Origin of the sequence: Streptomyces sp. NPDC048637, from assembly GCF_040650675.1 — a bacterium.
Classification (GTDB): Bacteria; Actinomycetota; Actinomycetes; order Streptomycetales; family Streptomycetaceae; genus Streptomyces.
Genome location: NZ_JBEZHQ010000001.1, coordinates 89,313 through 114,406, shown reverse-complemented (window position 1 = coordinate 114,406; position 25,094 = coordinate 89,313). Strand labels below are relative to the sequence as shown.

Below are 25,094 nucleotides of genomic sequence, written 5' to 3'. Positions count from 1 at the left end.
CCCCGCACACCCCAGCCGCCACACTGCATGCGGCCCCCTGACCGGGCGCCAGGACACCAGGGCGCCAGGGCGCTGCCCCCGGCGACTGCGGTGTAAATCATCCAAAAACAGGCATATTCCTGCTAGCCGACATGGACAGCTGGTCAGGAATGCCTATGCCCTCCCTCTCCCCCCGATGGCCCCGATACGTCGAGTTCGCTCCGAGCGTCCTGGTCGCCGGAGGGCTCGTCTGGGACGCGTTCTCGCCGGCCGATTATTGGGGCGACCCGATGCTGACGGCGGCCAGCGTGACGGCCGGTGCGCTGCTCTCCCTGCGGCACACCCTGGCGATCGGCGCCGCCATCGTCGGCGGCGTCTTCGCGCTGACGGTGAAGGACGGCACCGCCGGCGACCTCGTGGGCTATCTGGAGCTCATCAACACCCTCTTCGCCGCGCTCATGGGGGTCGGCGTCAATCGGGTGATCGCCCGCCATGGACGCCATCTGGATGTGGTGCGCTCGGTGGCGGAGGCCGCCCAGCGTGCCGTGCTGCCCGCACCGCCGGAACGCATCGGCCCGCTGTCCATCGCCGCCCGCTACCAGGCCGCACAGAGCGAGGCCCGGATCGGTGGCGACGCCTATGCCGTCCAGCGGACCCCGTTCGGCGTCCGGCTGCTGATCGCCGATGTGCGCGGCAAGGGCCTGGGCGCGGTGAGCGCGGTGTCGGTGCTGCTGGGGGCGTTCCGTGAGGCCGCCGAGGAGGAGCCGGACCTCGCGACGCTGGCCGACCGGATGGAGCGGGCCCTGCTGCGGGAGAGCGAGCACACTTCCGAGGAAGACCGGTTGGAAGGCTTCATCACGGCCCTGATCTGCGAAGTCCTCCCCGGGGCCGCGGCGCTGCGGCTGCTGAACTGCGGTCATCCCGCGCCCTACCTCTGCCACGACGACGAGGTGCACACCCTGGAGCCCGGCGATCCGGGGCTTCCGCTGGGGATGGGCACGCTGGGCGTGGAACGGACCCGCCCGGCCGACCGGCCGTTCCCGGTGGGCAGCACGCTGCTACTGGTCACCGACGGTGTGACGGAGGCCCGGGACCGTACCGGACGGTTCTACGATCCCGCGGCACAGCTGGCGGGCCACGGCCCGTTCCGGGGGCCACAGGATGTGATCGACCGCCTGGTGCGGGACGTCGAGCGCTGGACCGGTGGGCCGCGCGACGACGATATGGCGGTCCTCGCCCTCACCCGGCAGATGGAGGGCCGGATGCGGATCCCCCGTAGTGGGAGCAGCCCCGAACGCTGACCGGAGGCCACGCTGAACGGCCCATCGCCGCCGGACTGGTCGATGAATACCGGCTGTTCGTCCACCCGGTCGTCCTGAGGCGCGGCCGGCAACTGTTCGCGGACGCAACCGGCACGACCAGGCCGCGACTCGCCGAAACCCGGCCGGTCCGCTCGGTCATCGCCCTTCTGCGCTACCGGACCGACCACATAACACACCACGTCCTACCGCGGCGCTCCACGACATTCGTGCCTCTCCGTCATCACTCCGCGCCCGCCGCCACGTTGCGTCATTTCCCCGTCCCTTGGGGAATTTCTTCGTGTGCTACAGAAAATCCGGGGTGGGAGATGAGATGATCAGTCAGAGCATCAGCATCCGCACCGAGCGATCCGTCGCTCCCGCGCAGATCGGAGTTGATGTGTCCGAGAACAGATCAACCCTGCTGAGTCAGCGCGCCGCCGTTATTTTCCTCCTTGGCGCCCTCACCGCAATCGGCGCCGGTGTGCTCACCTTCTTCAACGGCGGCACCCCGGCTTCCTCCACCCTCGTCGGCGGTGCCGCGTTCGGCGCCGCCGTCACCTTCTTCCATACGGTCATCGACTGAGCTTCACGGTCATCGACTGCGCTTCGGTACGGCCGGAAACGCCCCCTGCGCACGCGGCCGACCGGGCAGGCCCTTCGGTCCGCGCGACTTTGCCCAAGTCCCCACACCGGCATGGCACTTGGGACGGCCGGGCGGTATCGGCCGGGTGCGGGCCGGCGTCCGTCCGGCGTCCGGCAGCGAGGACGAAACCGTAGTGCCGGGCCGCCCGCCGACCGGGCACGGACGGTGAACCGATGCGCGCGCACAGCACCCACAGCACCCACAGGCAGGTGATGGCCTCGGTGACCGTAGCGACCATGAAGCGTGGGCTGCGGTCGGTCAGGGGGCCGGCATCCATGCCTTGAAGTTTCAAACTTCAAATCTTTGAGGAATCTTCCGGGGGAGAACCGAACGATGCGGGACAGGCTCCGGACGACTCCGCGGTCCCGCGGTCGGGCCTGCGGATCAGGGAGCTGGCGGCCCACCTCGGTGTGCGACGCCCTGCGCACATTGCTCGGACATCGGCAAGCCGAGCTCACCGGCGCGCCACCGCGATGCTCGAAGGGTCCGGCGCCCCCACGCCTACCTCGCCGGGGACGAGCCGGCGGAGGCGGGCTGAGCGCCGCGCACCGGCCCGATACCCCACTCCTCCGGGGCGCGGGACCGGCCCGGCAGCGGCGCCCGGCCCGGCCTCTGCCGCTCCGTGCGGAATCCGTGGCACCGCATGCGGTGCGCTGCCGCACCTCAAGTGCCAAACTTGAGGGACCGCGCCCGGCGGCCGGCCGGGGCCCTTGTCGCCGAGGGGAACATCATGACCTGGGCATCTTGGACCACTGTGGGGATACACGCCCTACCCGGCGCGGTGCGCACCGCGGAGATCGGCGTGATCAACGGTGACCTGACCATTCACACGACCTGGTCGGAGAACCTGGCCCACGTAGCTGTGCAATACACCGGGGCGTCGGACTGGTACACCATGGCCGGCAGCCCCGTCCCGTGCGATTCCGAAGAGGCTAGCCGCACCTTCCACCAGGCCGTCGTCGAAGCCGTACGCGGCGGAGAGCGGGCCGACGCCTCCCTTGAGGAACTCTTTCCCCATTAGGGCATCGCCCTGACCCGGCCGGCGCCTGCCCCGGCCGGCCCGGCAAGCGGTCGCCTCCCCCGGCCCGGCAAGCAGCGCTCGCCGCGCTCCGGCCCCTGCACGCGCCCCCGGGGAGCCGTGGCAGCGCGGAACGCCGCACCGACCCACAGCGCCGTGCCACCCCATGGCACCCCATGTCACCGTACCGACGCACAGCACCGCACCGCCCCACGGCGCCGTAGGGGCCCACAGCGCCGCTCCGCCCCCCATCGCCGCGCCGGCGAGCAGTGCCGGTCCGACCGCCAGTGCCGTGACACCGATACCCCGCGCACCTTTCTCCGTACCCGGCCGCGCCGCTGACCGGAGTGCGGCGCGGATCATCGCGATCTCCCCCTGTGCGGGCGCCCTCCCCCACGCCTGAACCCCGCGCGAACGCCGTCGCGCCGCCGCCCACGAGCGTCACAACGGCCAACTCGTCGCAGCCGCACCGGCAGTGCCCCTGGCGCAGGCCAACGGGCCCGCGGCGGCGGCCATTCGGGGCGGATGGGCCTGCCCTTCTAGCAGTCCGAAGTTCCGCTCGATTTCCGGGCAACCATTTCGCGCCACCCCATGTCTCCTCAGTTGGACCACAGTTGGTCACCTGTTGGCTACCTATAGCTGATCAATTGTTAAATTTCGCCCATGAATCTCGATTGCTGATCATTTCCCTTTACATGCCCATGCCAGGCAGACCAGGGTTTGCGCGGGGCCACGCGGCCCCCGTGGTGCACAACAGCACCGCGCGTACGGGCGGTTGGCCAGCCGACCGCCCCCGCAGCGCTAAGGACCCACATCAGTGCGTAGACCCCACATACGCAGACACCGCCTGGCCATCGCGGTCGCTGTGACGACGGCCGCAACCCTGACGGCGGGTGTGGCGGGCAGTGCCTCCGCGACCCCTCCGGCCTCGCCGGTAGCTGCCTCCTCAACTCCCGCCCTTCAGACAGCCGTCGACGCGGCCCGCGACGCCGCATTCGCGCACGCCTCGGCCACCGGAGTCAGCAAGAAGGACACCCTCGAAGCCACCGACGCGCTCGTCGACCCGGACGGCCGGCAGCATGTCCGCTTCGTACGGACCCACCGCGGCATGCCGGTGCTCGGCGGCGATCTCGTCGTCCACCTGACCGCCAAGTCGGCGTACGAGGGAGTGACCCGGGCCTTCCGTCATCAGCTGGACGTGACCGGCACGGACCCGAAGCTGTCGGCCGGAGAGGCCCGGACGAAGGCCGCCGCCGTGGCGAAGGGCCAGGCCGGCGACACCGAACTGGTCGTGGACGCCCGTAACGGCCGCACGACGCTGGCCTATCAGGTGCAGGTGGCCGACAGCCGCACCGCCGAGTCCGGCGGCGCCCGTACGGTCGTCCTCGACGCGGCGACCGGCGCGGTGCTCAGCAACGTCCAGGCCGACGACTCGTTCCTGTCGCCCTCCGTCCAGCGCAAGCTGCGCGCGCGGGGCGAGCGGCTCAACCCCGCGACCGGGCTGTTCACGCCCGCCCCGCCCGTCACCGGCAAGGCGGCGAAGAGCGCCGGCTTCCCGGCCCCGGCCAAGGGCACCGGCGCATCCTTCTTCGTCGGCAGTGTGCCGCTGTCCACCACCCAGACCGCGAAGAAGTCCTTCACCCTGAAGGACTCCACCCGCGGCAACACCGAGACCCGGGACGCCGGCGACAAGGAACTGGACAAGTTCAGCAGCGGCAAGGCGTTCACCAGCACCACCAACCGCTGGGGCAACGGCACCACGAGCAGCCGGGCCACCGCCGCCGTCGACGCCCAGTACGGCATCGCCAGCACCCTGGACTTCTACAAGAAGACCTTCGGCCGCAAGGGCATCAAGAACGACGGCCGCGGGGCGCGTGCCCTGGTGCACTTCGGCAAGAAGGTCGGCAACGCCTTCTGGTCCTCCGAATGCGGCTGCATGCTCTATGGCGACGGCGACGGCAAGACGTTCGCCAAGCCTCTGGTCGTCCTGGACGTCACCGGCCATGAGCTCTCCCACGGCGTCGTCGATGCGACCGCCAACCTCCAGCCCACCCGCATCGACGCCGAGGGCAGCCAGTTCGGCGAGCCCGGCTCGCTCAACGAGTCGCTGGCGGACATCTTCGGCAGCGCGGTCGAGTTCTCGACCAACAACCCGAAGAACCCGCCGAACTACCTGATGGGCGAGAAGCTCGGCCTCGACCAGAAGTTCCTGCGCCGTCTGGACAAGCCGTCCCTCGACAAGCTCGAAGGCGCGGTCGACTACTGGTCGAAGGCCTCCTACGACACCGAGGTGCACGCCGGCTCCGGCGTCTCCTCGCACGCCTACTACCTGCTCGCCGAGGGCAGCGGGAAGAAGACCATCGGCGGTGTCGCCTACAACTCCCCCACCTACGACGGCTCGAAGGTGACCGGCATCGGGCGGACCAAGGCGACGGCGATCTTCTACCGGGCGCTCACCCGGTACATGGTCTCCACGACCGACTTCCACGACGCCCGGACCGCGACCCTGCATGCGGCCAAGGACCTGTACGGCGCCAAGAGCACCGCGTACAAGACGGTGAACAAGGCCTGGGCGGCCGTGAACGTGAAGGCGTCCAACACGCCCTCCGCCAAGCACTGACCCGCTCCGGGACCGGGCGCAGCGTGGTGTCCCCGCCGGTCGCGGGGGCACCACGCTCGTTTGTTTTCCCGGCCCGGGGTCCCTCCGGTGGTCCTCGACGGCGTGGCGGCGGGAGCCTACGTTTGAGGCCATGATCATCGATCGGACGAGCGGCTCCCGGCGGCTCGGCTACCCGGCAGCGGCAGGCGTCTTCGCCGTCGGCATGGCCGGGACGACACTTCCCACCCCGCTCTACGGGCTCTACCGCGCACAGCTCGGGTTCTCCGAGCTGATGGTGACCGTGGTCTTCGCCGTGTACGCCCTCGGCGTGATCACGGTGCTGCTGCTCGCCGGCAATGTCTCCGACGAGGTGGGCCGGCGGCCGGTGTTGCTGTGCGCGCTGGGTCTGTCGGCGGCGAGCGCACTGTGTTTCCTCTTCGAGGGCGGGCTGCCGATGCTGCTGCTGGGGCGGGTGTTGTCCGGCTTCGCCGCCGGGTTGTTCAGCGGCGCCGCCACGGCGGCCGTGCTGGAGCTCGCCAGGCCCGGCCAGGAAGCGCATGCGGGGTTCGCCGCCACCGCCGCGAACATGGGTGGCCTCGGCTGCGGCCCGTTGCTGTCCGGGCTGCTGGCGCAGTACGCGCCGTGGCCGCTGGTCCTGCCGTTCCTGGTGCATCTCGTCCTGGTGGCCGGGGCGGCCGGGGTGACCTGGTTCCTGCCGGAGACCGTCGGCTCTCCGCACCGCCCCGGGACACTGCGGCCGCAGGGCCTTCGGCTCCCGCCCGGAGTACGGGGCGTCTTCACCCCCGCGGCGGTCGCCGCGTTCGCCGGTTTCTCGCTCCTGGGGCTGTTCACCGCGGTGGCGCCGAGCTTCGTCGGCGCGACGCTCGGGGTGCACAATCTGGCCGTTGCCGGGTTGATCGTCTTCACGGTGTTCCTGGGCTCCACCGCCGGGCAGTCCCTGACGGAACGGATCGGCGTACGCAGAGCGCTGCCGGGCGGCTGTCTGGTGCTGGTGGTGGGCCTCCTGCTCGTGGCCGCCTCGCTGGCCGTGACCTCCCTGCCGCTGCTGGTCATCGGCGCGGTGTGCGGCGGCGTCGGCCAGGGCCTGGCGTTCCGGGCCGGGCTGACCGCCGTGGGCCGCGCGGCACCGCCCGAGCACCGCGGCGGCACCATCTCCGCCTTCTTCCTCGTCGCCTATCTCGGCATTTCGCTGCCGGTGGTCGGGGTCGGTGCGCTCACACTGGCGCTCGGCCTGCGCGGTGCGGGCCTGGCCTTCTCCGCCTGTGTCATCGTGCTCGCCGTCGCCGTCGGCCTCTACGTACTGCTGCACCCGCCGGCCGACGAGGACTGACCGGTGGCGGGCCGCGCATTCCACCGGCCCGGACCGGACGCGGCGCGTTCGACGAGATGGCCGGCGAATGCGACGGCGTCGCGGTCGGGCGTCAGGCCTCGCGCGCCCGGGTTCCGTCGTCCCCCGGCACCAGCCGCACCCGCAGCCGCTCCGGCCCGCGGGTGAAAACGCCCGCGTCGGCGGGCGCCGTACCCTCCGCGAAGTCCATGGCAGGAAACGCGTCGAGCAGCTGATTGACGGCGACCTCCACCTCGGTCTTCGCGAGGAGCGCGCCCACGCAGAAGTGCCGGCCGAGGGCGAAGGCGACGTGATCGGCGGCGGCGCTGAAGGCCGTGGCCGGCGTCAGATCGCCGCGGAGGACATGGAAGGTGTCGGGCCGGGCGTAGTGGCGCTCGTCGCGGTTCGCGGAGCCGATCAGGCAGGTGACCGTGGCACCCGCGGGGACGGTGCCGCCGCTCAGGGTCACCTCGGCGGCGGGCTGACGCATGATCATCTGGACCGGCGGGGTGTAGCGCAGGGATTCGGCGAGGGCCGCGGGGATCAGCGACCGGTCGGCGCGTACGGCGGCCAACTGGTCCGGGTGGGCCAGCAGATTGCGGAACAGGGCGGCGAGGGCCTTGTCCGTGGTTTCGCCGCCGGCCGAGAGCAGCAGGCTGACGAACGACGTGATGTCCTGGTCGCTCATCCGGGTGCCGTCGACCTCGGCGGTGCAGAGCCTGGAGAGCAGGTCGTCGCCCGGTGTGGCCCGCCGTTCCCGGATGATCGGGAGCAGGTAGGCGGAGAGCTCGCGGCCGGCCCGCAGGCCGGCGTCCGCGGTCTCGGGGTCCTGAGCCAGATTGGCGAGGAAGCCGACGACGGATGCGTACCAGCTGTGGAAGCGGTCGTGGTCGGCCCGGTCCAGCCCGAGCATGTCGACGATCACGTTGATGGGGAAGCGGGTCGCGAACCGCGCCACGAGATCGGTCTCCGCCGCGTCGCGGAAGGTGTCGATCAGCTCCCGTGCGTTGCGCTCGATGACCGGCAGAAACTTCTCCCGCAGCTCCCGGCCCCGGAAGGCGGGGGCGACCAGGGCCCGGCGTACGGCGTGCTCGCGGCCGCTCATCTGGGGCAGGGTCCGGCCGCCGTGCGCCGGTTCGAGCTGCCATGCGTAGTTGTCGCTGGTGAACACCGGATCGCGGAAGGCCCGTGCCACGTCCCCGTACCGCGAGATCAGAAAGCTGTCGGTGCCCGGGTCGTGGAACAGCGGGTAGTGCGCACGCAGGATGCGGTACGCGGGATAGGGATCCGCCGCGAACTCCGGCGACAGGATGTCGGGCGGCTGCGGGAGGGTGGTCACAACACGTCCTCGGCTTCCCTGTGCGAAATCGGGCTCGGACGGGGTGCACGGCCGGCTGTTGACGCTAGGGCACCGCCTCGTGCCCGTAAAGAGCCCGTATCGCGACGTTGTGAATCCCGGCTGATCGTCTTACTCGGTATGCCGATTGAGTGTTCGTGCCGGTGTGAGCCCATAGCCATGGATCACGCAGTGACGACGTATCGGAGATGGCCGAGCCGGTGCTGCCGTCGCGGGCTGGGCGGTCTCCCGGCCCTGGGCCAGGGGGGTGGGCTGTGTCGGACCGGTTGTGTTCGGTGCCGGCGGTGAGGATCTCAGTCGTGGTAAGCGGCGCTCGCGGTCCGGACGAACGAGCGGATCAGTGGATTCGTGTCGCCCTCGTGCCATGCCGCAACCACGCGGCTCGGCGGCATATCGATCAGCGGCACCACGGTGAGCCCCGCGGCCGGCTCATGGTTCAGCAGGGTCATGCCGACCGTACCGTTCCAGAGGACGGCTTGCCGGCATTCCTGGACGGCGCGCACCACCGGGCCCTCGCGAGGTTCCCCGCCGTTCCAGTACGACTGCCAGAGGGGGTCGGTGCCCTCCGGAAACCGGAACCAGCGGCGATCGGCCAGGTCGGCCAGCTTCAAGCTGCGGTGGCGGGCCAGCGGATCGTCGGCGCGCAGCAGTGCCCCCACCGGGTCGGCGCGCAGCGCGTGCACGGTCAGGCCGGTCTCGTCAAAGGGGCCGCGGGTCAGGGCGACGTCGACCAGTCCGGCGTGCAGCCCGCAGGTCGGATCGGTCAGGTCGGCCTCGCGGATGCGGACCTCGACGCGCGGGTGCAGCCGGTGGTAGGCGCCGGCCAGTCGGGATGCGCCCGGGTCGGTGCTGTCGCCCAGGATGCCGACGGTGAGGGTCGCGGCGCCGGCCGCCGCGGCCACGCGTACGCGTACCCGGTCGGCCTGGTCGAGCAGGGAGCGTGCCTCATCGAGCAGCACCGCCCCCACCGGAGTCAGCGTGACACCGGCGGACGATCGGTCGAACAGCGCGGCGCCGACCTCGGTCTCCAGCTGCTTGATCGCCCGGCTCAGTGGCGGCTGGCTCATGTGCAGCCGGACGGCGGCCCGGCCGAAGTGGAGTTCCTCGGCGACCGCGACGAAGTAGCGCAGCGTGCGTAGCTCCATGGCGCAACGATACCCATACGGTATCGATGTCACGGAATGGGTCTTGGACTGCCGCGTTGCCCCGGTAGTGGAATCGGCGCATGACTGACGAACCGAAGACCAGCGAGCCGATGGCCGACCCCGCCGTATCGGTGGTCGGTCCGGGCGACGGCGAGACGATCCTCCTGGGCAGCACGCGCATGCGTGTCCTGGAGGACGGCAGCAACACCGGGCACCGTCTCGGACTCGCCGAGTCCGTCCTCGCGCCGCACACGCCCGGACCACCGCAGCACCGTCATGCCCAGCACGACGAGGGCTTCTACGTCATCTCCGGCACGCTGCGGTTCACGGTCGGCGACAGGGACTACGACGCGACCGCCGGCACGCTCGTGATGGTCCCGGCCGGAGCCCCGCACACCTTCGCCAACGTGACCGACCAGCCGGCCGTCATGCTGAGCACCTTCACGCCGGACCTGTATGTGCAGTACTTCCGGGACCTGGAGGAGATGTTCGCCGGTGGTCAGACGCTGACCCCACAGGCGAGTATCCAGGTGATGAGCCGTTACGCCACCGAGCCCGCCGTCGACTTCGCCCAGAGACCGGACTGACGACGCCGCCCGGCCACCTTCGTCAACCCCATCGGCTGACCACCTCGGCGCTGCCCTGGACATGGGCCAAGACCATCGCTGAGCGCGACCAGCCCAGCCCGGTGAGCGTCTCCACCGGCCGCGTCACCGTCGACAAGCCCACGACGCCGGGAATCGGGGACGACGTGCACGACGTGATTCCTCCAGTCGCTCAGTGCAGGGTCGGTCCTCGCTGTGAACTCCCGGCACTCCAGGAGCACTTCTCAGCAGCCCGTGTGGTTTCCGGCCCACACCGTGGGGGTTGGGGCCGACCACGGGCTTGCCTGTTCTAGTTGTCCAGCGAAACGGAAGAGGCGGCTTTCGAGTCCGTAACCGGCGGCAAACTGCATACCGATCGGGAGGCCCGTCCCGGTGTCGGCCGTCACGGGCACGGACATGGCGGGCGTACCCGTCACGTTGAACACCGCGGTGAACGGTGAGAGGTCGAAGAGACGGCGAAGCCAGCCGAGGCCGTCCAGCGCCTCCGCCCCCTGGGCGTGGGTGCCCAGGGGCACGGGCAGCTCCGGCGCGGTCGGGGTGAGCAGCATGTCGTAGGCGTCGAAGTACCCTGCCAGGCTCCGCGAGACCCGGTTGCGGACCGCGAGAGCGGTCACGAACTCGGCGCCGCTGATCCGCTGCCCGTAGTGGTAGCTGGCAAGGATCGGCGGTTCGAGGGTCGTGGAGTCGATGGGCCGGCCGAAGGCGGCTGCCAGCTCGTCGACCGAGGCCGTGAGGTTCGCCGTCCACTGCCGGGCGTTGGCCAGGAGGAACTCCTCCCAGTCGACTCCCAGGCCGACCTCGGCCTCCTCCACCCGGTGGCCGAGGGATTCCAGCAGGCGCACGGTGCGCGAGAGGGCGTCCAGCACGGGTGCGGTGGTGCGGTGTCCGCCCCACGCCTGGGCGAGGACGCCGATCCGCAGGGAGCCCGGGTGCCGGGTGACTTCCTCCGCGTAGGGCCGGGACGGCTCCTGGGCGAAGTAGGGGTCGCCCGGCTCCGGGCCGCGCATCTGGTCGAGCAGTAACGCACTGTCGCGCACGGTGCGGCTGACGCTGCCGTGCACGGCCAGGCCGTTGAAGATCTCGTCGAAGAAAGGGCCCACGGAAACCCGGCCACGGGTGGGCTTCAGCCCGAAGAGGCCGTTGTAGGCGGCAGGTATGCGGATCGAGCCGGCGGCGTCGGTCGCGTGCGCGATCGGGACCACCCCGGCGGCGACAGCCGCCCCCGCGCCCCCGCTGGATCCGCCCGCGCTCCGTTCCGGGTCCCACGGGTTCCGGGTCGCGCCGTACAGCACTGGTTCCGTCGTGGTGCTGTAGGCCATCTCCGGGGTCGCGGTACGGCCGAACGTCACGAGACCGGCGCGACGGAAGCGCGACATCAGGGAGGAGTCGGCGCCGGAGACGTGACCGGCCGCGAGACGGCTGCCCAGCTCCATGCGCCGCCCGGCCATGGCGACCGCCAGGTCTTTGATCAGGAAAGGGACCCCGGCCAGCGGTGCGCCGCCGGGGCGTGGCTCGTCGTCGGACGACCAGGTCTCCACGATCGCGTTGATCCGCGGCTCGACCGCCTGCGCGGCCTCGCGGGCGGTCGCTTCCAGTTCGGCCGAGGTCACGTCGCCCTTGGCGACCAGCTCCGCGAGCCCGACCGCGTCGAAGCCCACATACTCGCTGATTTTCACGGTCTCTCCCAGGATCGAGAACAATACCGGTGAGTTCCGCTTGATACCGATCGGTATCGAACGGGACAGGCTGGTACCGTAGCAGGGAGTGAGAGCCCCGCAACCGACCGGAGGTCACGGAGCAGCCATGGCATCGACCGCCAGAAGACCGAGCAGAGTGGCGAAACTGCCGCCTCGTGAGCGCATCCTCGACGCGGCGGAGGAGCTCTTCCAGAGCGAGGGGATCCGGCGGGTGGGCGTCCAGGCGATCGCCGAGAAGGCCGAGACCACCAAGATGGCGATCTACCGGCACTTCGAGACCAAGGACGCGCTCGTCGCGGAGTGGCTGCGGATCGTCGCCGCCGACTACCAGGCGGCGTTCGACCGGGTCGAGGCCGAACACCCCGGCCGGCCGGGGGAACAGATCCTGGGGGTGGCCCGCTTCATCGCCGAGGGGCTGCCAACGATCTCGCACCGCGGCTGCCCGTTCATCAACTCCCTCGCCGAACTGCCCGACCGCTCCCATCCCGCACGGCAGGTGATCGAGCAGCACAAGGCGCGCCAGACCCGCCGGATGGTCGGCCTGTGCACCGAGGCCCGGCTGCACGACCCCGAGCAGGCCGCGGCCGAGATCACCTTCGCACTCGAAGGCGCGCAGGTCAGCACGCAGAACGGAAGCATCGACCGGACGGGGGACCGTCTGATGAAGATCGTCGAGGGGATCGTGGACCGGCGCCGCTCCCCCGTCGACGCCTCCCGGACGGCCACCGACTGACCGCTCGCCGCACCCGGGTCGCCCAGGTCACCCAGGTCCCGACTACCGATCACCAGGCGCGCGTTCACCCGAGTTCACCGGAACGCTTGTCCCCACATGCCGGACGCCTGACTCCGCCACGGCCGCGCCCCCGCTGCGCCGCACCAGCCACGCTCTGGAAGGCGGGCCGGGGGCGCGTGGGTGGCAGCTGGCCGACCGCCCCGCATGAAGTGGCCGCCTCCTACTGAGCGCTTGGCCGAGCATGGCCTCGTGCTTGCGGGCCTTTTAGGTCCGCTGCCTACCCGTCTGCCGTCCGTGGGCCGGCCTTGCTGCACGCTGCCGGCCCACGGAAGGTTCGGCGGTATGCGCTCGGTGAAACCCCCAGCGCCGCTCGCAGATGCTGGCGCAATGAGGTCCCGGTTCCGAAGCCTGCGGTCACCGCGATCTTGTCGATGGGCTGGTCGGTCCCCTCAAGAAGCAGACGCGCGCGTTCCAGGCGCTGTTGGGTCAGCCACTGCACCGGGGTGAGGCCCACTTCTTCCCGGAACCGGCGGGTGAGGGTCCGTACGCTCATCGCTGCCTGCGCGGCCAGTGCATCGAGGGTCAGCGGCTGGTCGAGGCGTTCCAGGGCCCATGCCCGCGCTTTGCCCGTGGACGAGGACTCTGGCTCAGGAACCGGGGTGCGGATGTACTGGGCCTGTCCGCCGTCGCGGTGTGGCGGGACGATGGTGGTGCGGGCAAGGTCGTTGGCGATCGCCGTGCCGTGGTCGCATCGGATCATGTGGAGGCACAGGTCGATTCCGGAGGCCTCTCCGGCGGAGGTCAGGACGTCGCCCGCATCCGTGTAGAGGACGTCCGGGTCGAGTGCGACCCGCGGGAAGAGTTCCCGGAAGCGCTGGGAGGACTTCCAGTGCGTCGTTGCGCGGCGGCCGTCGAGGAGTCCGGCAGCTGCCAGCACGAACGCTCCGGTGCAGATCGAGGCGATCCGGGTGCCGGGCCGGATGGCGGCGAAGGCTGCGGCGAGAGTGCTGCCGAGCCGCCCTTCGGTGTCCGTCTCGTCCTCTTCGTGCGAGGCCGGGACGATGACCGTATCGGCCTCCCGCAGCGCCTCGGGCCCATGTGTGACGTAGATGGGAAAGTCTGCGTCGGTACGGATCTCACCGCGGGAAGGTGCACACGTGATCACCTCGTACAGCGGGTCGCCGTCGGCCGATCTGGTCTGGCCGAACATCTGATGGACCAGGCCCAACTCCATGGGCATCAGGCCGTGGCGGACGAGGACGGCCACACGGTGCCGACCCGGCTGTATGAAGGCGGTCATGGCCAGATCCTTGCAGATGCTGTCTGCTTGCCCGCTGGCTCCGCCAGTCGTGGTCTCCCACCATGATCAGGGTGACGCAACGCATCGAGAACTCGCCTTCCGTTCACCCACCCCGAGTGCACCGTGCCTGGTGGGTGGCCGCTGTCGCAGCTCTGGCGATCATTGCCGCCGGCGCGTTCAGCACCATGCCAGGGTTGCTCGTCGACCCCTTGCAGGAGGAATTCGGCTGGTCGCACGGCGAGATCAGCTTCGCGGTCTGGGTGAACATGGCACTGAACGGCTTGACCGCCCCGTTCGCCGCAGCTCTGATGGACCGTTTCGGCCTGCGGCGCGTGGTCGTTGGTGCGCTGGCTGTCATCGCTGCGGGCGCAGCACTGACGACGGCCATGACGGAGCCGTGGCAGCTGACCCTGTACTGGGGTGTCCTTGTCGGACTGGGCTGTGGCTCGATGGCCATGGCGTTCGCCGCGACCGTGACCAACCGCTGGTTCGTCCAGCGACGTGGTCTGGTCACCGGCATCCTCACGGCAGCGAGCGTCTTCGGGCAGTTCGTTTTTCTGCCTGTGCTTTCCTGGGCAGTCGATCACTATCAGTGGCGGGCCGGCACCGTGACCGTGGGGCTGACCTCGTTGATGGTGATGCCCTTTGTGTGGCTGCTGTTGCGCAGTCATCCGGCAGATGTCGGTGTCAAGCCGTATGGGTCCCAGGAGTTCGTACCCAAGCCTCCCCTTGATTCGGGAACCGGCCGGCGCACTCTGCATGTGCTCTGCGCCGTGGTCAGGACCGGGCCGTTCTGGCTACTGGCGACCACCTTTGCCATCTGTGGCGCGTCGACCAACGGGATCATGTGGACGCATTTCACCCCCGCTGCTCACGACCACGGCATGCCGGTGACGGTGGCCTCTTCACTCCTGGCCATGGTGGGAATCTTCAACGTGGCGGGCACGATCTCCTCAGGCTGGCTCACTGATCGCCTCAACCCTCGCTGGCTGCTCGGCAGTTACTACGCCCTCCGGGGCCTGCTGCTGATGTTCCTGCCCGCCATGATGGGTCCGACGGTTCAGCTTCCGCTGGTCGCCTTCGTCGTTCTGTTCGGCGTGCTCGACGTGGCCACGGTTCCCCCGACCATCGCCCTGTGCCGCGAGTTCTACGGCGAAGACAGCGCCATTGCGTTCGGATGGGTGCTCGCCGCCCACCAGCTGGGTGCCGGTCTGGTCGCCTTCGGCAGCGGTGTGGCCCGGGACGCTCTGGGATCCTACGACTTGGTGTGGATGGCCACCGGAGCCCTGTGTTGTGCGGCGGCGATGCTTGCCGCCATCATCCGCCGGCCGGAGCATGACAGGAAGCGCGCTACAACGATCGAGCTCGCGAGTTCCGGCGCGAGCCGCTGAGACATCGCTCTCGGTGCACCAACGCCCTTTTCTATAGGGCCAATTGATGGCCTGGCGTCCATTCGGTGCGGCGCCGAAGGGCGAGCGGGCAGTCCAGGCCGCCGGCCGCGTCCGCGACGCTCAGCAGGTGGTGTCGCGGGGCGTCGCACCGGGATCCGGGCCGTGCCAGTGCGGTGAGCGGCCGAGTGCCGCCAGGATCTTCTCCAGGGTGTCCGCGCCCTCGTCCGCGGCCAGCCCCGGCCGGAAGGCGCTGCCCGGGGCGAGCCGGGAGTCACCGTCCGGGACGGCTCGGGCTATCGGCAGGGCGGCCCGCAGGAGTTCGGCACCCGGGGCGTAGGTGAGGCCCAGGGTGCGGGCGACGTCCCAGCTGTGCACCACGTAGTCGATGAGGTGGAAGCCGATCGCGCGGGCGGCGGGGAAGGTCCGGGTGGTGCTGAATTCGGGGAGGGCGAACGCACGGTCCGGACTCTCCACGGTGGCGAAGGCGGCGATGACGTGCTCGGCCGCGGCGGTGTACGGCCCGACGGGGTCCGCGCCGATCGGCCGGACCGACCAGTGCGCCGGATCCTGCCCCTTGCCCAGCGCTGCCGCTCCGAAGCCGTGGTGCTGGGCCGTCATATGGGCGAGCAGGTCGGCCAGTGTCCACGCCGAGCAGGGGGTCGGCCGGGACAGATCGTCAGGGGTCACCCGGCGGATCAGGGCCACGCTGTCCCGGACCGCCTGGGCATGGAGCCGCCGGAGGTGTGCGAAGTCCGTGTGCGCGGCGGACGCATCCGCAATATTCATATGCATGTGCTTACGATCAGCTCCAGCACATGAATTGTCAACGGGTATTTTCTTGACCATGGCCGAGAACGCAGCCGACAGGGGCACCACATCCGGCGGGCGGCCGACCCGTCCCGATCTGGCGGCGATGGTCGTGCCCCTGGGCCGCGCGCTGATGGCGGCCGAGCAGCCGGTCCTCGACGCACACGGCCTGACGATGTGGGCCTACTCGGTCCTGCTGCACCTCGACGAAACACCGATCCGTACGCAAGCGGCGCTGGCCGAGGCGATCCGGGCGGACAAGACCCGCATCATCGCCGTCCTGGACGACCTGGAGGCACGGGAGCTGATTCGCCGTCAGCCGGATCCCGAGGACCGCCGGGTGCGCCTGCTGTCACTCACGGCGGAGGGCCGGCGCGTACGGGATGCGGCACAGACCGCGATCCAGGAAGGCGAGGAACGGCTGCTCACCCAGCTTCCGGCTGCCGACCGCGCCGGCTTCCTGAGGGCGCTGCACACCCTGTCCAGGCTGCCGGAGCTGACCGCGCGAAAGCCCGGCCGGGGACCGGGCCGGGCCTGACCTGCCGGGCAGGCCGCGGAGTGCGGCCCGCACATGCCGCCGGTGCCGGCCGAACGGACCCGTGGGTCGTATCGGCCGGCACCGGCTGGAAAAGCTCTCTGATTACCTCCGGCGGCCGTTGTCGTCGCCGCCGCCCCAGCCCCAGCCACCCCTCTCGCAGCCCTCACTGAAGACCGGGCCGACGTGGTTGAGCACACCCGCGGAGAGCCAGCAGGACGCGTGGTGGCCGTGGCCGTGGTGGTGCTTGTAGTGGTGGTGGTGATGACGGTCCTTGTGGTCCTTGCCCATGTTGCAGGCCAGGGCGGCGCTCGCACCGCCCATGACGATGGTGGTGGCCAGGGCGCTGGCTGCGATCGCGGCGCGGATGCGCATGTCTGCTCCTCGAGAGGATCAAAGGGGGTATATCGACCTTTTCAGGATTCACCATGATCTAACCTCTCAAAACCTGACACGTCGTGAATTGGGCGAGTTGGAGTAACTGATCACACCGCAGGCCCTCCCACTCGGCGCACGGATGCCGCCGCCCGTTGAGAAAAACGGCAGCGTCCCCGCCGAGGGTCTCGGCGGGGACGCCTTTCAGGGCAAGCCTTGGTGTGCACAACTGAGGGGACATCACATGACGTCTCGTCAGGATTCTTCCGCCGCCTGCCCGGACAACCGGTGTACGGGTCGGGTGCTCGGGCGCAGGCCCAGCGTCACCAGCGCCACGGCCACGGCGAGGAAGCCGGAGAGCACCGCGAAGCCGGTCACGCTGGAGCCGGTGGCGTCGGTCAGCCAGCCGACCAGATAGGGGCCGGCGAACCCGCCAAGATTCCCCAGGGCGTTGATCAGGCCCATCGCGACGGCCACCACCTCGAAGCGCAGCAGCTGACCGGGGATCGCCCAGAACGGTCCGTACGGCGCATAGACCGCGGCGGCCGTCACGCACAACAGCAGCATCCGGGGCAGAGCGCCGTCCACGGCCTGTCCCAGCAGCAGCGCCGCGATGCCCACGACGAGCGGGACGGCCACCGCCTGGCGCCGTCTGCCGGTGCGGTCGGACCAGGCGGCGTTGGCGATCATCACGGCCAGCGCCACCGTGAACGGGATCGCGGTGAGCAGCCCGACCTCGGTGGACGATCCGTCGTGGGTCAGCTCCTTGATGACCGAGGGCAGCCACAGATTGAAGCCGTAGAAGCCGGTGATCCAGAAGAAGTAGACGCCGATGAGGACGAGGACCGACTTCTGCTTGACCGCGTCGAGGTATGAGCCGCTGCCCGCCGACGGTTTCGCGGCTTCGTCGGCGGCGATCGAGCGCTGCACATGGTCGGCCTCGGCACGGGAGATCCACCGGGCCTGCGCGGGCCGGTCGGCGACCGCGAACCACCAGACCACCGCCCACACCAGGGGCGGCACGCCCTGGAGCACCAGTACCCAGCGCCAGCTCGCATGATCGAGCATCCACCCCGACAGCGGCGCCATGAGCACCGAGGAGAGCGGCAGACAGGCCATCCACAGGGCGTTGGCGCGGGCCCGCTCGCGCAGCGGGAACCACGAGGCGAGCAGGATCAGTACGGCCGGCCAGACACCGCCCTCGAAGAAGCCGAGTACGAACCGGGCCACGTAGAACTGCGACTTGGTCTGTACGAGACCGGACAGCGAAGCGGCCAGCCCCCACGCCACCATGAGGATGAGGACGGTCTTCCGGGCGCTCCAGCGCTGGGCGAGGATCGCGGCCGGGATCTGCAGGAAGACATAGCCGACGAAGAAGATGCCGCCGACCAGCCCCTTGTCGGCGTTGGACAGCTCCAGCTCGCCGTGCATGTAGGGGAGGATGACGGAGACATTGTTCCGGTCGAGATACGCCAGCATGTACATGATCGCGGCGACCGGAATGACGTACGCCCAGCGCTTGGCGGGGATCGTGGACGGGGGCGACTGCGGGATCGGCTGCGGGCCGGTTTCGGTCACCGGTCGGCCGCCGTTCCGTACGCGGCCCGGATCCGGTCGGTGAAGCGGCTCAAGCCGGCGGCGGCGCGGAAGGCCGCGGCCATCGTGCCGTGCGAGGCGCGCCCGCTGCCCGCGATGTCGAAGGCGGTGCCGTGGTCGACGGAGGTCCGCAGGATCGGCAGGCCCACGGTGACGGAGACGGTGCCGTCGAAGTCGACGGTTTTGGCGGGGATATGGCCCTGGTCGTGGAAGTGCGACAGCACGCCGTCGAAGCGGCCTTCGAGGCCCTGGTGGAAGACCGAGTCGGCGGGGATCGGCCCCACGACGCCGAGGCCCTCGGCGGCCGCCTTCTCCACCGCCGGACGCAGGACGGTGATCTCCTCGTCGCCGAAGTGACCGCCCTCGCCGCCGTGCGGATTGATCGCGGCGACGGCGAGCCGGGGCTCGTCATGGCCGAAGACGCGCAGCGCGGTGGCGGCGTGCCGGATGCTCGCGGCGACCCGTTCCTCGGTGATCTGGTCGAGCGCCTTGCGCAGGGCGAGGTGGCGGGTGGTGAAGAAGATCTTGAGGCCGCGGACCACGAACATGGTGTCGAAGTGTGCGGCGCCGGTGAGTTCGCCGAGCATCTCGGTGTGGCCGAGGTGCGGTGAACCGGCCGCCCAGATGGCCTCCTTGTTGATCGGCGAGGTGACGATGCCGTCCACCTCACCGGCCAGCGCGGCGCGGGTCGCGGCCTCGATCGCGGCCACCGCGGAGCGGCCCGCCACCGCGTCGACCGTGCCCCAGGGCAGGTCGGCGGGGGCGATCCCGAGGTCGAGCACATCGATGGTGCCCGGCTCGAACCGCGCCTCGCCGGGCGCACCGATGGCACGGACCTCGACGTCCAGGCCGCAGACGGCGACGGCGCGGCGCAGTACGGCGGCGTCGCCGACGGCGAGTCCGCGGCCGAGTGCGGTGATCGCCGGGTCGGCGAGGGTGCGGGCGGTGATCTCGGGGCCGATCCCGGCGGGATCGCCGAGGGTGACGGCGAGGAGCGGCAGCGGGCCGTCGGTATCCGGTCGGTGACGGTCCGTCCGCGCGCCGGTCGTGTGCTGCGGGTCAGTCATGGCGATCGCCTTTCGGGGTGCGGTGTTCACTTCGCGCTCAAGGTGGGGCCGAGGGTGTGCCGGGTGCAGGCCGCGCGCAGGTGTTCCAAGCAGTCGCGGGCGGCGTCGGGGCCGCCGATCAGACCGCCCTTCGTGGCGAAGAGCAGTCCGTCGTGGGGGCCGCCCACCAGATGTCCGGCGATGGCGAGCGGGAGCACCTCGGTCTCGATGGCGAAGCCGTCGGCGCCCAGGGCGGAGGTGACCGCCGCGGCGACATCGCCGCCGGAGGCGTACAGCCCGCCGGGGCACAGCTCGGCGACCGCCCGGCGGGCGACCTCGGCCAGCGCGCGCAGGATGCGGGCCGCGGTGCCGGGATCGGGCACCGAAGCCGATCCGGCGGCCGCGCCCGGCGGCTCGGGGGCGACCCGGACACCGAGCACCGTGGCCCCCTCCCCCGCCGCCGCGCGCAGTGCCGTCAGCACCCGGCCGGGGTCCGGGTCGGCAGGGTCGAGGTCTGCCCAGCGGGCGCCGAGCGCGGTTTCCGTGCGGGCGAGCTGGGCGCGGGTGCGGTCCGTGAGGCTGCCGACGACCGCGAGGACGGTGGCGGGTGCGCCGCCTTCGGGCCGCAGGCCCAGTTCGGCGGCGAGGGCGGCGCCGAACGGTCCCGAGTCCAGCGCGACCCAGTGGGTGCGGTCCTCGGCGGCGAGGCGGGCCGCGGCCGCCGCGATCGTGCCCAGATGTGCGTTCTCGGTGGCGTCGCAGACCACGATGCCGGCCGGGCTCTCGCGCAGCGCCGCGGCCACCGCGTCGGGGCCCCGTTCCACCACGTCCAGGGCCAGTTCGCCGGTGGTGCGTCGACTCTGTGCGCCCAGCACGGCCGCGACCCGCGCATGCCGGACGGGGTCGAACGGGTCGTGGGCCACGGCCGTCCGGGTGAGCGGTACGCCGTCGACGAGATGCAGGCCGCCCACCGTGGTCCGGCCGGCGTCGGGGAAGGCGGGAACGGCCAGGGTCCGGATCCGGGCCGAGGGCCTGCGGGCGGCGAGGACATCCACCACCGCGTCGAGTTCGCTGCCGGGATTGCCGCGCAGGGTGGTGTCGACGCGTTTGACGATCAGGGGCACCTCACCCGCGGTGTCGGCGGCGGCGCGGACGGCCGCGTAGGCGCGGGCGGGGGTCCAGTGCCGCGATGCGGTGTTGACGACGAGGACGTCCACCCGGTCCGCGTAGCGCGCCACTTGGGCGAGATCGCCGACGGTGACGGCCCGCAGCCCCCGTCGCGCGTAGAGCGCGCCGGTCGCATTGCTGCCGGTGAGGTCGTCTGCGATGACGAGCACCTGGGCCACACGGTCTCCTCCCGTCGGCTTCGGTGCCGCCTCGACCCCGAAGTGACCGAACCGCGCATTTTTTATTGCGCGGTTCACGCAACTCAGGGTGGCGACTCGCCGAACGGACTGTCAAGAGGTGTGCAGCGGGGCGCCCTCGACGAGGTCCTCGGGGTCCGTCACAGCCGGGTGCACCACCCACCCCGCAGCCGCGAAAGCGGCCAGCTCCCGCTCCTCGCCCCCGGAGATCAGGCCCGTACCCGCCGGCATCGCCGCCCAGTAGGGGAAGCCCCCGCCCCCGCCGAGCTTGGAGTGGTCGGCCAGCACCCAGGAGGCCCGGGCGCACTCGGCCATCGTCTCCTTCAGCGCGGCCTGCTCCGGGTCGGGGCAGTTGATGCCCCGCCGGGGATCGAGGCTGTCGACGCCGAGGAAGGCGATGTCCGGGGTGAGCCGGCGCAGCGCCTGTTCGGTCCGGGTGCCCAGCAGCGACTCGTTGGGGCGCCGCAGCCGGCCGCCGAGCACCACGACCTCCACCTCCGCGTCCGCCAACTCGACCAGGGTGGAGAGGCCGTTGGTGACGACGGTGAGGTCGGTGCGGTCCCGCAGTTCATGGGCCAGCCGGGCAACCGTGGTGCCCGCGTCGAGCAGCACGACATCGCCGCTGCGGACCAGCGCCGCCGCGGCGCGGGCGATGGCGTCCTTCTCGCCGCGCTGCTCGTGCTCCTTGTCGTGCCAGGAGCGCTCCACCGCCCGGTGGTCGACCGCGCCGCCGTAAGTGCGCGTGATCCGGCCCAGGGCGGCCAGCGTGGCCAGGTCGCGGCGGACCGTGGACAGCGAGACATCGAACTCCGCCGCGAGCTCGTGCACGCTGATGTCGCCGGCGCCGAGCAGCTCCACCATCCGCTCGCGCCGGCGCCGGGTGGCCGAGCGTTCCCCAGTGCTCACTTCACTGCCCGCCTCTGCCTGCTGTCACGTCTGTCCGGCTCGTCCTGAAGGGATGTCTCTCAAGTTGCGTGTTCCGCGCAATTCGAGAGTAGCAGTCGCTCAGACAGCGGCGGGCGCCTCCGCAGGGTGATGCGTGGTCAGGCGAGAACCTTCGCCTTGGCCTTCTGGTACTCCTCCTCCGTGATGTCGCCGTGGTTCTTCAGCTCGGCGAGCTTCGCCAGGGAATCCGCGTGCCGGCTCGCCTCGTCGTCACCGGTCGCCATGGTCTTTCGCAGATACTCCTGCATCTGCTTCTGCTGCCGTTCGGCCTGGGCGACCTCCCGTTCGCTCATCCCGTGGCCGCGCGCGATCACGTAAATGAAGACGCCCAGGAAGGGCAGCAGGATCACCAGGACGAGCCAGCCGGCCTTGCCCCACCCCTTGAGGTCATGGCTGCGGAAGATGTCACCGATGATGCGGAACAGCAGGATCAGCCACATGACCCACAAAAAGATCAGGCACATGGTCCAGAACGCGTTGAGCAGCGGGTAGTCCATCACGGCCTCCTATGGCGCTGGGAGCCCCCGAGCTCATCCATCCGTCAGCTCAAGGATCCTCGCCGTCGGGCTCCACCGCGACCACGTCCAGGCCGGTGAGCGCCTGTTCCGTCCAGATGACCTTGCCGCTGGTGGTGTACCGGGTCCCCCACCGTTCGGCCAATTGGGCGACCAGGAAGAGACCGCGGCCGCCCTCGTCCGTGGTGGCGGCCTGCCGCAGATGCGGTGACGTACTGCTGCGGTCGGAGACCTCACAGATCAGGGAGGTGTCGCGGATCAGCCGTACGCGGATGGGACCGGCGGCGTACCGGATGGAGTTGGTGACCAGCTCGCTGAGGATCAGCTCGGCGGTGAACGCCTCCTCCGCCAGGCCCCACTCGATCAGCTTGCGGACCGCCGCGGCCCGTATCTGGCCCACCGCCGAGGGGTCGGGCGGCACGTCCCAGTCGGCAACATGCGCGGTGTCCAGCACCCGGGTGCGGGCGACGAGCAGCGCGATGTCATCGCTGGGCCGGTCCGGGAGCAGCGCGCTGAGCGCGACCTCGCAGGTCTCTTCCGGTGTCCGGCCGGGGTGATCGGCCAGTGTGCGGCTCAGCAGCGCCATGCCCTCGTCGAGGTCCCGGTTCCGGTCCTCGACCAGGCCGTCGGTGAAGAGCACCAGACGGCTCTCCTCGGGCAGTTGCCGCTGCCAGGTCTCGAAGGGCAGGCCGCCGAGCCCGAGGGGCGGACCGCCGGGCACATCGGCAACCTCGGCGGTGCCGTCCGGCCGCAGCAGTACGGGCTGGACGTGCCCGGCGCGCGCCATGGTGCAGTGCCCGGACGCCGGGTCGTAGATGGCGTAGAGGCAGGTGGCTCCGGTGACCGAGCCCTCCGCCTCTTCGGCACCCTCGTCCTGGTCGATGCGGGTGACGAGCTCGTCGAGGTGCCAGAGGATCTCGTCGGGCGGCAGGTCCAGGTTGGCGAAGTTGTGGACGGCGGTGCGCAGCCGGCCCATGGTGGCGGCGGCATGCAGCCCGTGCCCCACGACGTCGCCGACGACGAGCGCCACCCGGGCGCCGGGCAGCGGGATGATGTCGAACCAGTCACCGCCGACGCCGCCTAGCCCGCCGCGTCCGGCCTGGGCGGGCAGATAGCGGTAGGCGGCCTCGACGGCGTTCTGCTCCGGCAGGGCGCGTGGCAGCAGGCTGCGCTGGAGGGTGACCGCCATGGTGTGTTCGCGGGTGTAGCGGCGGGCGTTGTCGATGCTCACCGCGGCGCGGGCGACCAGCTCCTCGGCTACGGAAAGGTCCTCCTCCTCGAAGGGCTCGGGCTCGTTCGCGCGCCAGAAGATCGCGACGCCCAGGATGACGCCGCGGGCGCGCAGCGGCACCGCGATCCTTGAGTGGATACCGTGCTGGACGATCTTCCTGGCCCGTTCGGGACTCTGCAGATGCCAGCCGGAGAACGCCGACAGATCCGCTTCCAGGGCCGCCTTGCCGCTGGTGAGGCCGGCGCCGAGGGCGGTGGCCGGCTCAAAGCGGATCAGCCTGCCGACGGGGTAGAGGCCGCTGTCCGGCGGGGCGCCGCGGGCGGCTATCCGCCGCATCTCGAGGGGCGCGCCGCCGGGGGCCGTCGGCTCCTCGCCGATCAGCACGTCCTCGGCCAGATCGACCGTGACGATATCGGCGAAGCGGGTGGCGCCGAACTGTGCGAGCTCCTCGCAGGTGTGCACCACGTCGAGGGTGGTGCCGATCTCGGTGCCGGCGTCGTAGAGGAGCTTCAGGCGGCCGCGGGCCACGTCGGCCCGGCCGGTCAGCGCGCGGAGCTCGGTGGTGTCCCGTAGCGTCGTGACACTGCCGGGCGGTCCGCCGGCCTGGTCCGTCGAGCGCTGGTTGACGGCCAGCAGACGGTCGCCGACCGGGTGGACCTCGTCGGTGACGACCCGGCCGGACGCCAGCAGATGGGCGGTGGCGGGGTCGAGCCCGATCTCGGCGATCTGGCGTCCTTCGACGTCCGGCGGCAGGCCGAGCAGCCGGCGCGCCTCGTCGTTGGCGAGCAGCAGACAGCCGTCGCCGCCCACGATGATCACGCCTTCGCGTACGGCGTGCAGAACCGCGTCGTGGTGCTCGTACATCCGGGTCATCTCGGCCGGGCCGAGGCCGTGGGTCTGCCGCCGCAGTCGCCGGCTGACCAGTGCGGTACCGCCCGTGGTGAGCAGCAGGACACCGGCCGCGGCGCCGAACAGCAGCGGGAACTGGTCGTCGACGACACCGCTGACGCGGTTGACGGTGATCCCGGCCGAGACCAGCCCGATGACCTTTCCCTTGTCCGGGCCGCTGTGGCTGAAGACCGGCACCACGGCCTGGACGAGCGGACCGATGGTGCCGATGATCTTCTCGGTGACCACATGGCCGGCCAGCGCCGGCTGGAGCGTGCCGACGAACTTCTTGCCGATCCGGTTGGGGATGGGGTGGGTGTAGCGGATGCCCTGGGTGTTCATCACGACGATGAAGTCGACCTCGGAGCGCTTGCGGGCGGCCTCCGCCCGCGGCTGAAGGACGATGGTCGGGTGGGCGCTCTTCAGCGCTGCCTCGATGCCCGGCGCGTTCGCGAAGGCTTCAGCGACGGCGACGGACCTGTTGCGGGCTTCGCGGTCTCCGTCGGCCCGGGATTGCAGCACAAGTGCCGCAATGGCGGCGGCGACGAGCAACACCACGATCGCCACCTGCAGGAGAAAGACCTGACCTGCGACAGTTCGCATCCTGAGAACCGAACGCGGGCGGCCGTAGCGTCCGGCCATGTCCTCTTTCTACACCTCCCGCATACGGTGGGCG

21 protein-coding genes are annotated in these 25,094 nt (G+C 70.7%); 9 read left to right on the top strand and 12 right to left on the bottom strand.

The genetic code is table 11. The features are described from left to right. Positions 1–155 precede the first annotated feature (155 nt). The 5 genes from AB0C46_RS00610 to AB0C46_RS00590 all read left to right on the top strand — a co-directional run bounded on the left by AB0C46_RS00610 (position 156) and on the right by AB0C46_RS00590 (position 6,891). Positions 156–1,280 (top strand): PP2C family protein-serine/threonine phosphatase, encoded by a 1,125-nt coding sequence (locus tag AB0C46_RS00610; RefSeq protein ID WP_362824585.1) that lies wholly within the window; start codon positions 156–158, stop codon positions 1,278–1,280. Positions 1,281–1,611: 331 nt separating this feature from the next. Beyond that, on the top strand, positions 1,612–1,863 hold the full coding sequence (locus tag AB0C46_RS00605) for a hypothetical protein (RefSeq protein WP_362824584.1): 252 nt from the start codon (positions 1,612–1,614) through the stop codon (positions 1,861–1,863). A 790-nt stretch (positions 1,864–2,653) separates the two neighbouring features. Further along, a complete protein-coding gene (locus tag AB0C46_RS00600; RefSeq protein ID WP_362824582.1) occupies positions 2,654–2,944 on the top strand; it encodes a hypothetical protein in 291 nt (96 codons plus the stop codon). An 814-nt stretch (positions 2,945–3,758) separates the two neighbouring features. After that, entirely contained in the window at positions 3,759–5,561 is a 1,803-nt protein-coding gene (locus AB0C46_RS00595) for a M4 family metallopeptidase (RefSeq protein ID WP_362824580.1), read from the top strand. A gap of 130 nt (positions 5,562–5,691) precedes the next feature. Then, entirely contained in the window at positions 5,692–6,891 is a 1,200-nt protein-coding gene (locus AB0C46_RS00590; protein WP_362824579.1) for an MFS transporter, read from the top strand. Between the two features lie 91 nt (positions 6,892–6,982). Here the strand turns inward: AB0C46_RS00590 and AB0C46_RS00585 are convergent, their stop codons facing one another. Continuing rightward, entirely contained in the window at positions 6,983–8,227 is a 1,245-nt protein-coding gene (locus AB0C46_RS00585; RefSeq protein ID WP_362824577.1) for a cytochrome P450, read from the bottom strand. A gap of 311 nt (positions 8,228–8,538) precedes the next feature. Continuing rightward, positions 8,539–9,390 (bottom strand): LysR substrate-binding domain-containing protein, encoded by an 852-nt coding sequence (locus AB0C46_RS00580; RefSeq protein WP_362824576.1) that lies wholly within the window; start codon positions 9,388–9,390, stop codon positions 8,539–8,541. Between the two features lie 80 nt (positions 9,391–9,470). Here AB0C46_RS00580 and AB0C46_RS00575 point away from each other — a divergent pair, with 80 nt between their 5' ends. After that, positions 9,471–9,977 carry a cupin domain-containing protein gene (locus AB0C46_RS00575; protein ID WP_362824575.1) on the top strand — a complete coding sequence of 169 codons (507 nt, stop codon included), beginning with the start codon at positions 9,471–9,473 and terminating at the stop codon, positions 9,975–9,977. Between the two features lie 242 nt (positions 9,978–10,219). Here the strand turns inward: AB0C46_RS00575 and AB0C46_RS00570 are convergent, their stop codons facing one another. Beyond that, entirely contained in the window at positions 10,220–11,671 is a 1,452-nt protein-coding gene (locus tag AB0C46_RS00570; protein ID WP_362824573.1) for an amidase, read from the bottom strand. 127 nt (positions 11,672–11,798) lie between these two features. On the opposite strand from AB0C46_RS00570, the gene AB0C46_RS00565 reads away from it, so the two are divergent. After that, entirely contained in the window at positions 11,799–12,425 is a 627-nt protein-coding gene (locus AB0C46_RS00565) for a helix-turn-helix domain-containing protein (protein ID WP_362824572.1), read from the top strand. A gap of 277 nt (positions 12,426–12,702) precedes the next feature. Here the strand turns inward: AB0C46_RS00565 and AB0C46_RS00560 are convergent, their stop codons facing one another. Beyond that, positions 12,703–13,725 (bottom strand): helix-turn-helix domain-containing protein, encoded by a 1,023-nt coding sequence (locus tag AB0C46_RS00560; RefSeq protein ID WP_362824570.1) that lies wholly within the window; start codon positions 13,723–13,725, stop codon positions 12,703–12,705. 71 nt (positions 13,726–13,796) lie between these two features. On the opposite strand from AB0C46_RS00560, the gene AB0C46_RS00555 reads away from it, so the two are divergent. Continuing rightward, positions 13,797–15,116, top strand: coding sequence for an MFS transporter (locus tag AB0C46_RS00555; RefSeq protein WP_362824569.1), 1,320 nt, complete (start codon positions 13,797–13,799; stop codon positions 15,114–15,116). A gap of 120 nt (positions 15,117–15,236) precedes the next feature. On the opposite strand, the gene AB0C46_RS00550 is transcribed toward AB0C46_RS00555, so the two are convergent. Continuing rightward, the gene (locus AB0C46_RS00550; protein ID WP_362824568.1) at positions 15,237–15,908 is read right to left on the bottom strand and encodes a TIGR03086 family metal-binding protein; all 672 of its coding nucleotides are present in this window, start codon (positions 15,906–15,908) and stop codon (positions 15,237–15,239) included. Between the two features lie 52 nt (positions 15,909–15,960). Here AB0C46_RS00550 and AB0C46_RS00545 point away from each other — a divergent pair, with 52 nt between their 5' ends. After that, positions 15,961–16,461 (top strand): MarR family transcriptional regulator, encoded by a 501-nt coding sequence (locus AB0C46_RS00545; RefSeq protein ID WP_362824566.1) that lies wholly within the window; start codon positions 15,961–15,963, stop codon positions 16,459–16,461. Positions 16,462–16,563: 102 nt separating this feature from the next. On the opposite strand, the gene AB0C46_RS00540 is transcribed toward AB0C46_RS00545, so the two are convergent. The 7 genes from AB0C46_RS00540 to AB0C46_RS00510 all read right to left on the bottom strand — a co-directional run bounded on the left by AB0C46_RS00540 (position 16,564) and on the right by AB0C46_RS00510 (position 25,060). Next, a complete protein-coding gene (locus AB0C46_RS00540; RefSeq protein WP_362824564.1) occupies positions 16,564–16,833 on the bottom strand; it encodes a hypothetical protein in 270 nt (89 codons plus the stop codon). 255 nt (positions 16,834–17,088) lie between these two features. After that, positions 17,089–18,411: an MFS transporter gene (locus tag AB0C46_RS00535; protein WP_362824562.1), complete on the bottom strand. Its 1,323-nt coding sequence runs from the start codon at positions 18,409–18,411 to the stop codon at positions 17,089–17,091. Further along, positions 18,408–19,496: a 4-hydroxythreonine-4-phosphate dehydrogenase PdxA gene (gene pdxA / locus AB0C46_RS00530; protein WP_362824561.1), complete on the bottom strand. Its 1,089-nt coding sequence runs from the start codon at positions 19,494–19,496 to the stop codon at positions 18,408–18,410. The genes AB0C46_RS00535 and pdxA overlap by 4 nt, the downstream gene beginning before the upstream one ends. Before the next feature lie 26 nt (positions 19,497–19,522). Continuing rightward, a complete protein-coding gene (locus AB0C46_RS00525; protein WP_362824560.1) occupies positions 19,523–20,821 on the bottom strand; it encodes a four-carbon acid sugar kinase family protein in 1,299 nt (432 codons plus the stop codon). A gap of 111 nt (positions 20,822–20,932) precedes the next feature. Continuing rightward, positions 20,933–21,745: a DeoR/GlpR family DNA-binding transcription regulator gene (locus AB0C46_RS00520; RefSeq protein ID WP_362824558.1), complete on the bottom strand. Its 813-nt coding sequence runs from the start codon at positions 21,743–21,745 to the stop codon at positions 20,933–20,935. A 137-nt stretch (positions 21,746–21,882) separates the two neighbouring features. Beyond that, on the bottom strand, positions 21,883–22,281 hold the full coding sequence (locus AB0C46_RS00515) for an SHOCT domain-containing protein (protein WP_362824556.1): 399 nt from the start codon (positions 22,279–22,281) through the stop codon (positions 21,883–21,885). A gap of 49 nt (positions 22,282–22,330) precedes the next feature. After that, the gene (locus tag AB0C46_RS00510; protein ID WP_362824554.1) at positions 22,331–25,060 is read right to left on the bottom strand and encodes a SpoIIE family protein phosphatase; all 2,730 of its coding nucleotides are present in this window, start codon (positions 25,058–25,060) and stop codon (positions 22,331–22,333) included. Between the last annotated feature and the right edge of the window lie 34 nt (positions 25,061–25,094).

Excerpts from the sequence above, each read along its gene's own strand:
- AB0C46_RS00610 (WP_362824585.1), top strand. The coding sequence starts at position 156 with ATGCCCTCCCTCTCCCCCCGATGGCCCCGATACGTCGAGTTCGCTCCG.
- AB0C46_RS00605 (WP_362824584.1), top strand. The coding sequence starts at position 1,612 with ATGATCAGTCAGAGCATCAGCATCCGCACCGAGCGATCCGTCGCTCCC.
- AB0C46_RS00600 (WP_362824582.1), top strand. The coding sequence starts at position 2,654 with ATGACCTGGGCATCTTGGACCACTGTGGGGATACACGCCCTACCCGGC.
- AB0C46_RS00590 (WP_362824579.1), top strand. The coding sequence starts at position 5,692 with ATGATCATCGATCGGACGAGCGGCTCCCGGCGGCTCGGCTACCCGGCA.
- AB0C46_RS00580 (WP_362824576.1), bottom strand. The coding sequence starts at position 9,390 with ATGGAGCTACGCACGCTGCGCTACTTCGTCGCGGTCGCCGAGGAACTC.
- AB0C46_RS00575 (WP_362824575.1), top strand. The coding sequence starts at position 9,471 with ATGACTGACGAACCGAAGACCAGCGAGCCGATGGCCGACCCCGCCGTA.
- AB0C46_RS00565 (WP_362824572.1), top strand. The coding sequence starts at position 11,799 with ATGGCATCGACCGCCAGAAGACCGAGCAGAGTGGCGAAACTGCCGCCT.
- AB0C46_RS00560 (WP_362824570.1), bottom strand. The coding sequence starts at position 13,725 with ATGACCGCCTTCATACAGCCGGGTCGGCACCGTGTGGCCGTCCTCGTC.
- AB0C46_RS00550 (WP_362824568.1), bottom strand. The coding sequence starts at position 15,908 with ATGCATATGAATATTGCGGATGCGTCCGCCGCGCACACGGACTTCGCA.
- AB0C46_RS00545 (WP_362824566.1), top strand. The coding sequence starts at position 15,961 with ATGGCCGAGAACGCAGCCGACAGGGGCACCACATCCGGCGGGCGGCCG.
- AB0C46_RS00540 (WP_362824564.1), bottom strand. The coding sequence starts at position 16,833 with ATGCGCATCCGCGCCGCGATCGCAGCCAGCGCCCTGGCCACCACCATC.
- pdxA (WP_362824561.1), bottom strand. The coding sequence starts at position 19,496 with ATGACTGACCCGCAGCACACGACCGGCGCGCGGACGGACCGTCACCGA.
- AB0C46_RS00515 (WP_362824556.1), bottom strand. The coding sequence starts at position 22,281 with ATGGACTACCCGCTGCTCAACGCGTTCTGGACCATGTGCCTGATCTTT.
- AB0C46_RS00510 (WP_362824554.1), bottom strand. The coding sequence starts at position 25,060 with ATGGCCGGACGCTACGGCCGCCCGCGTTCGGTTCTCAGGATGCGAACT.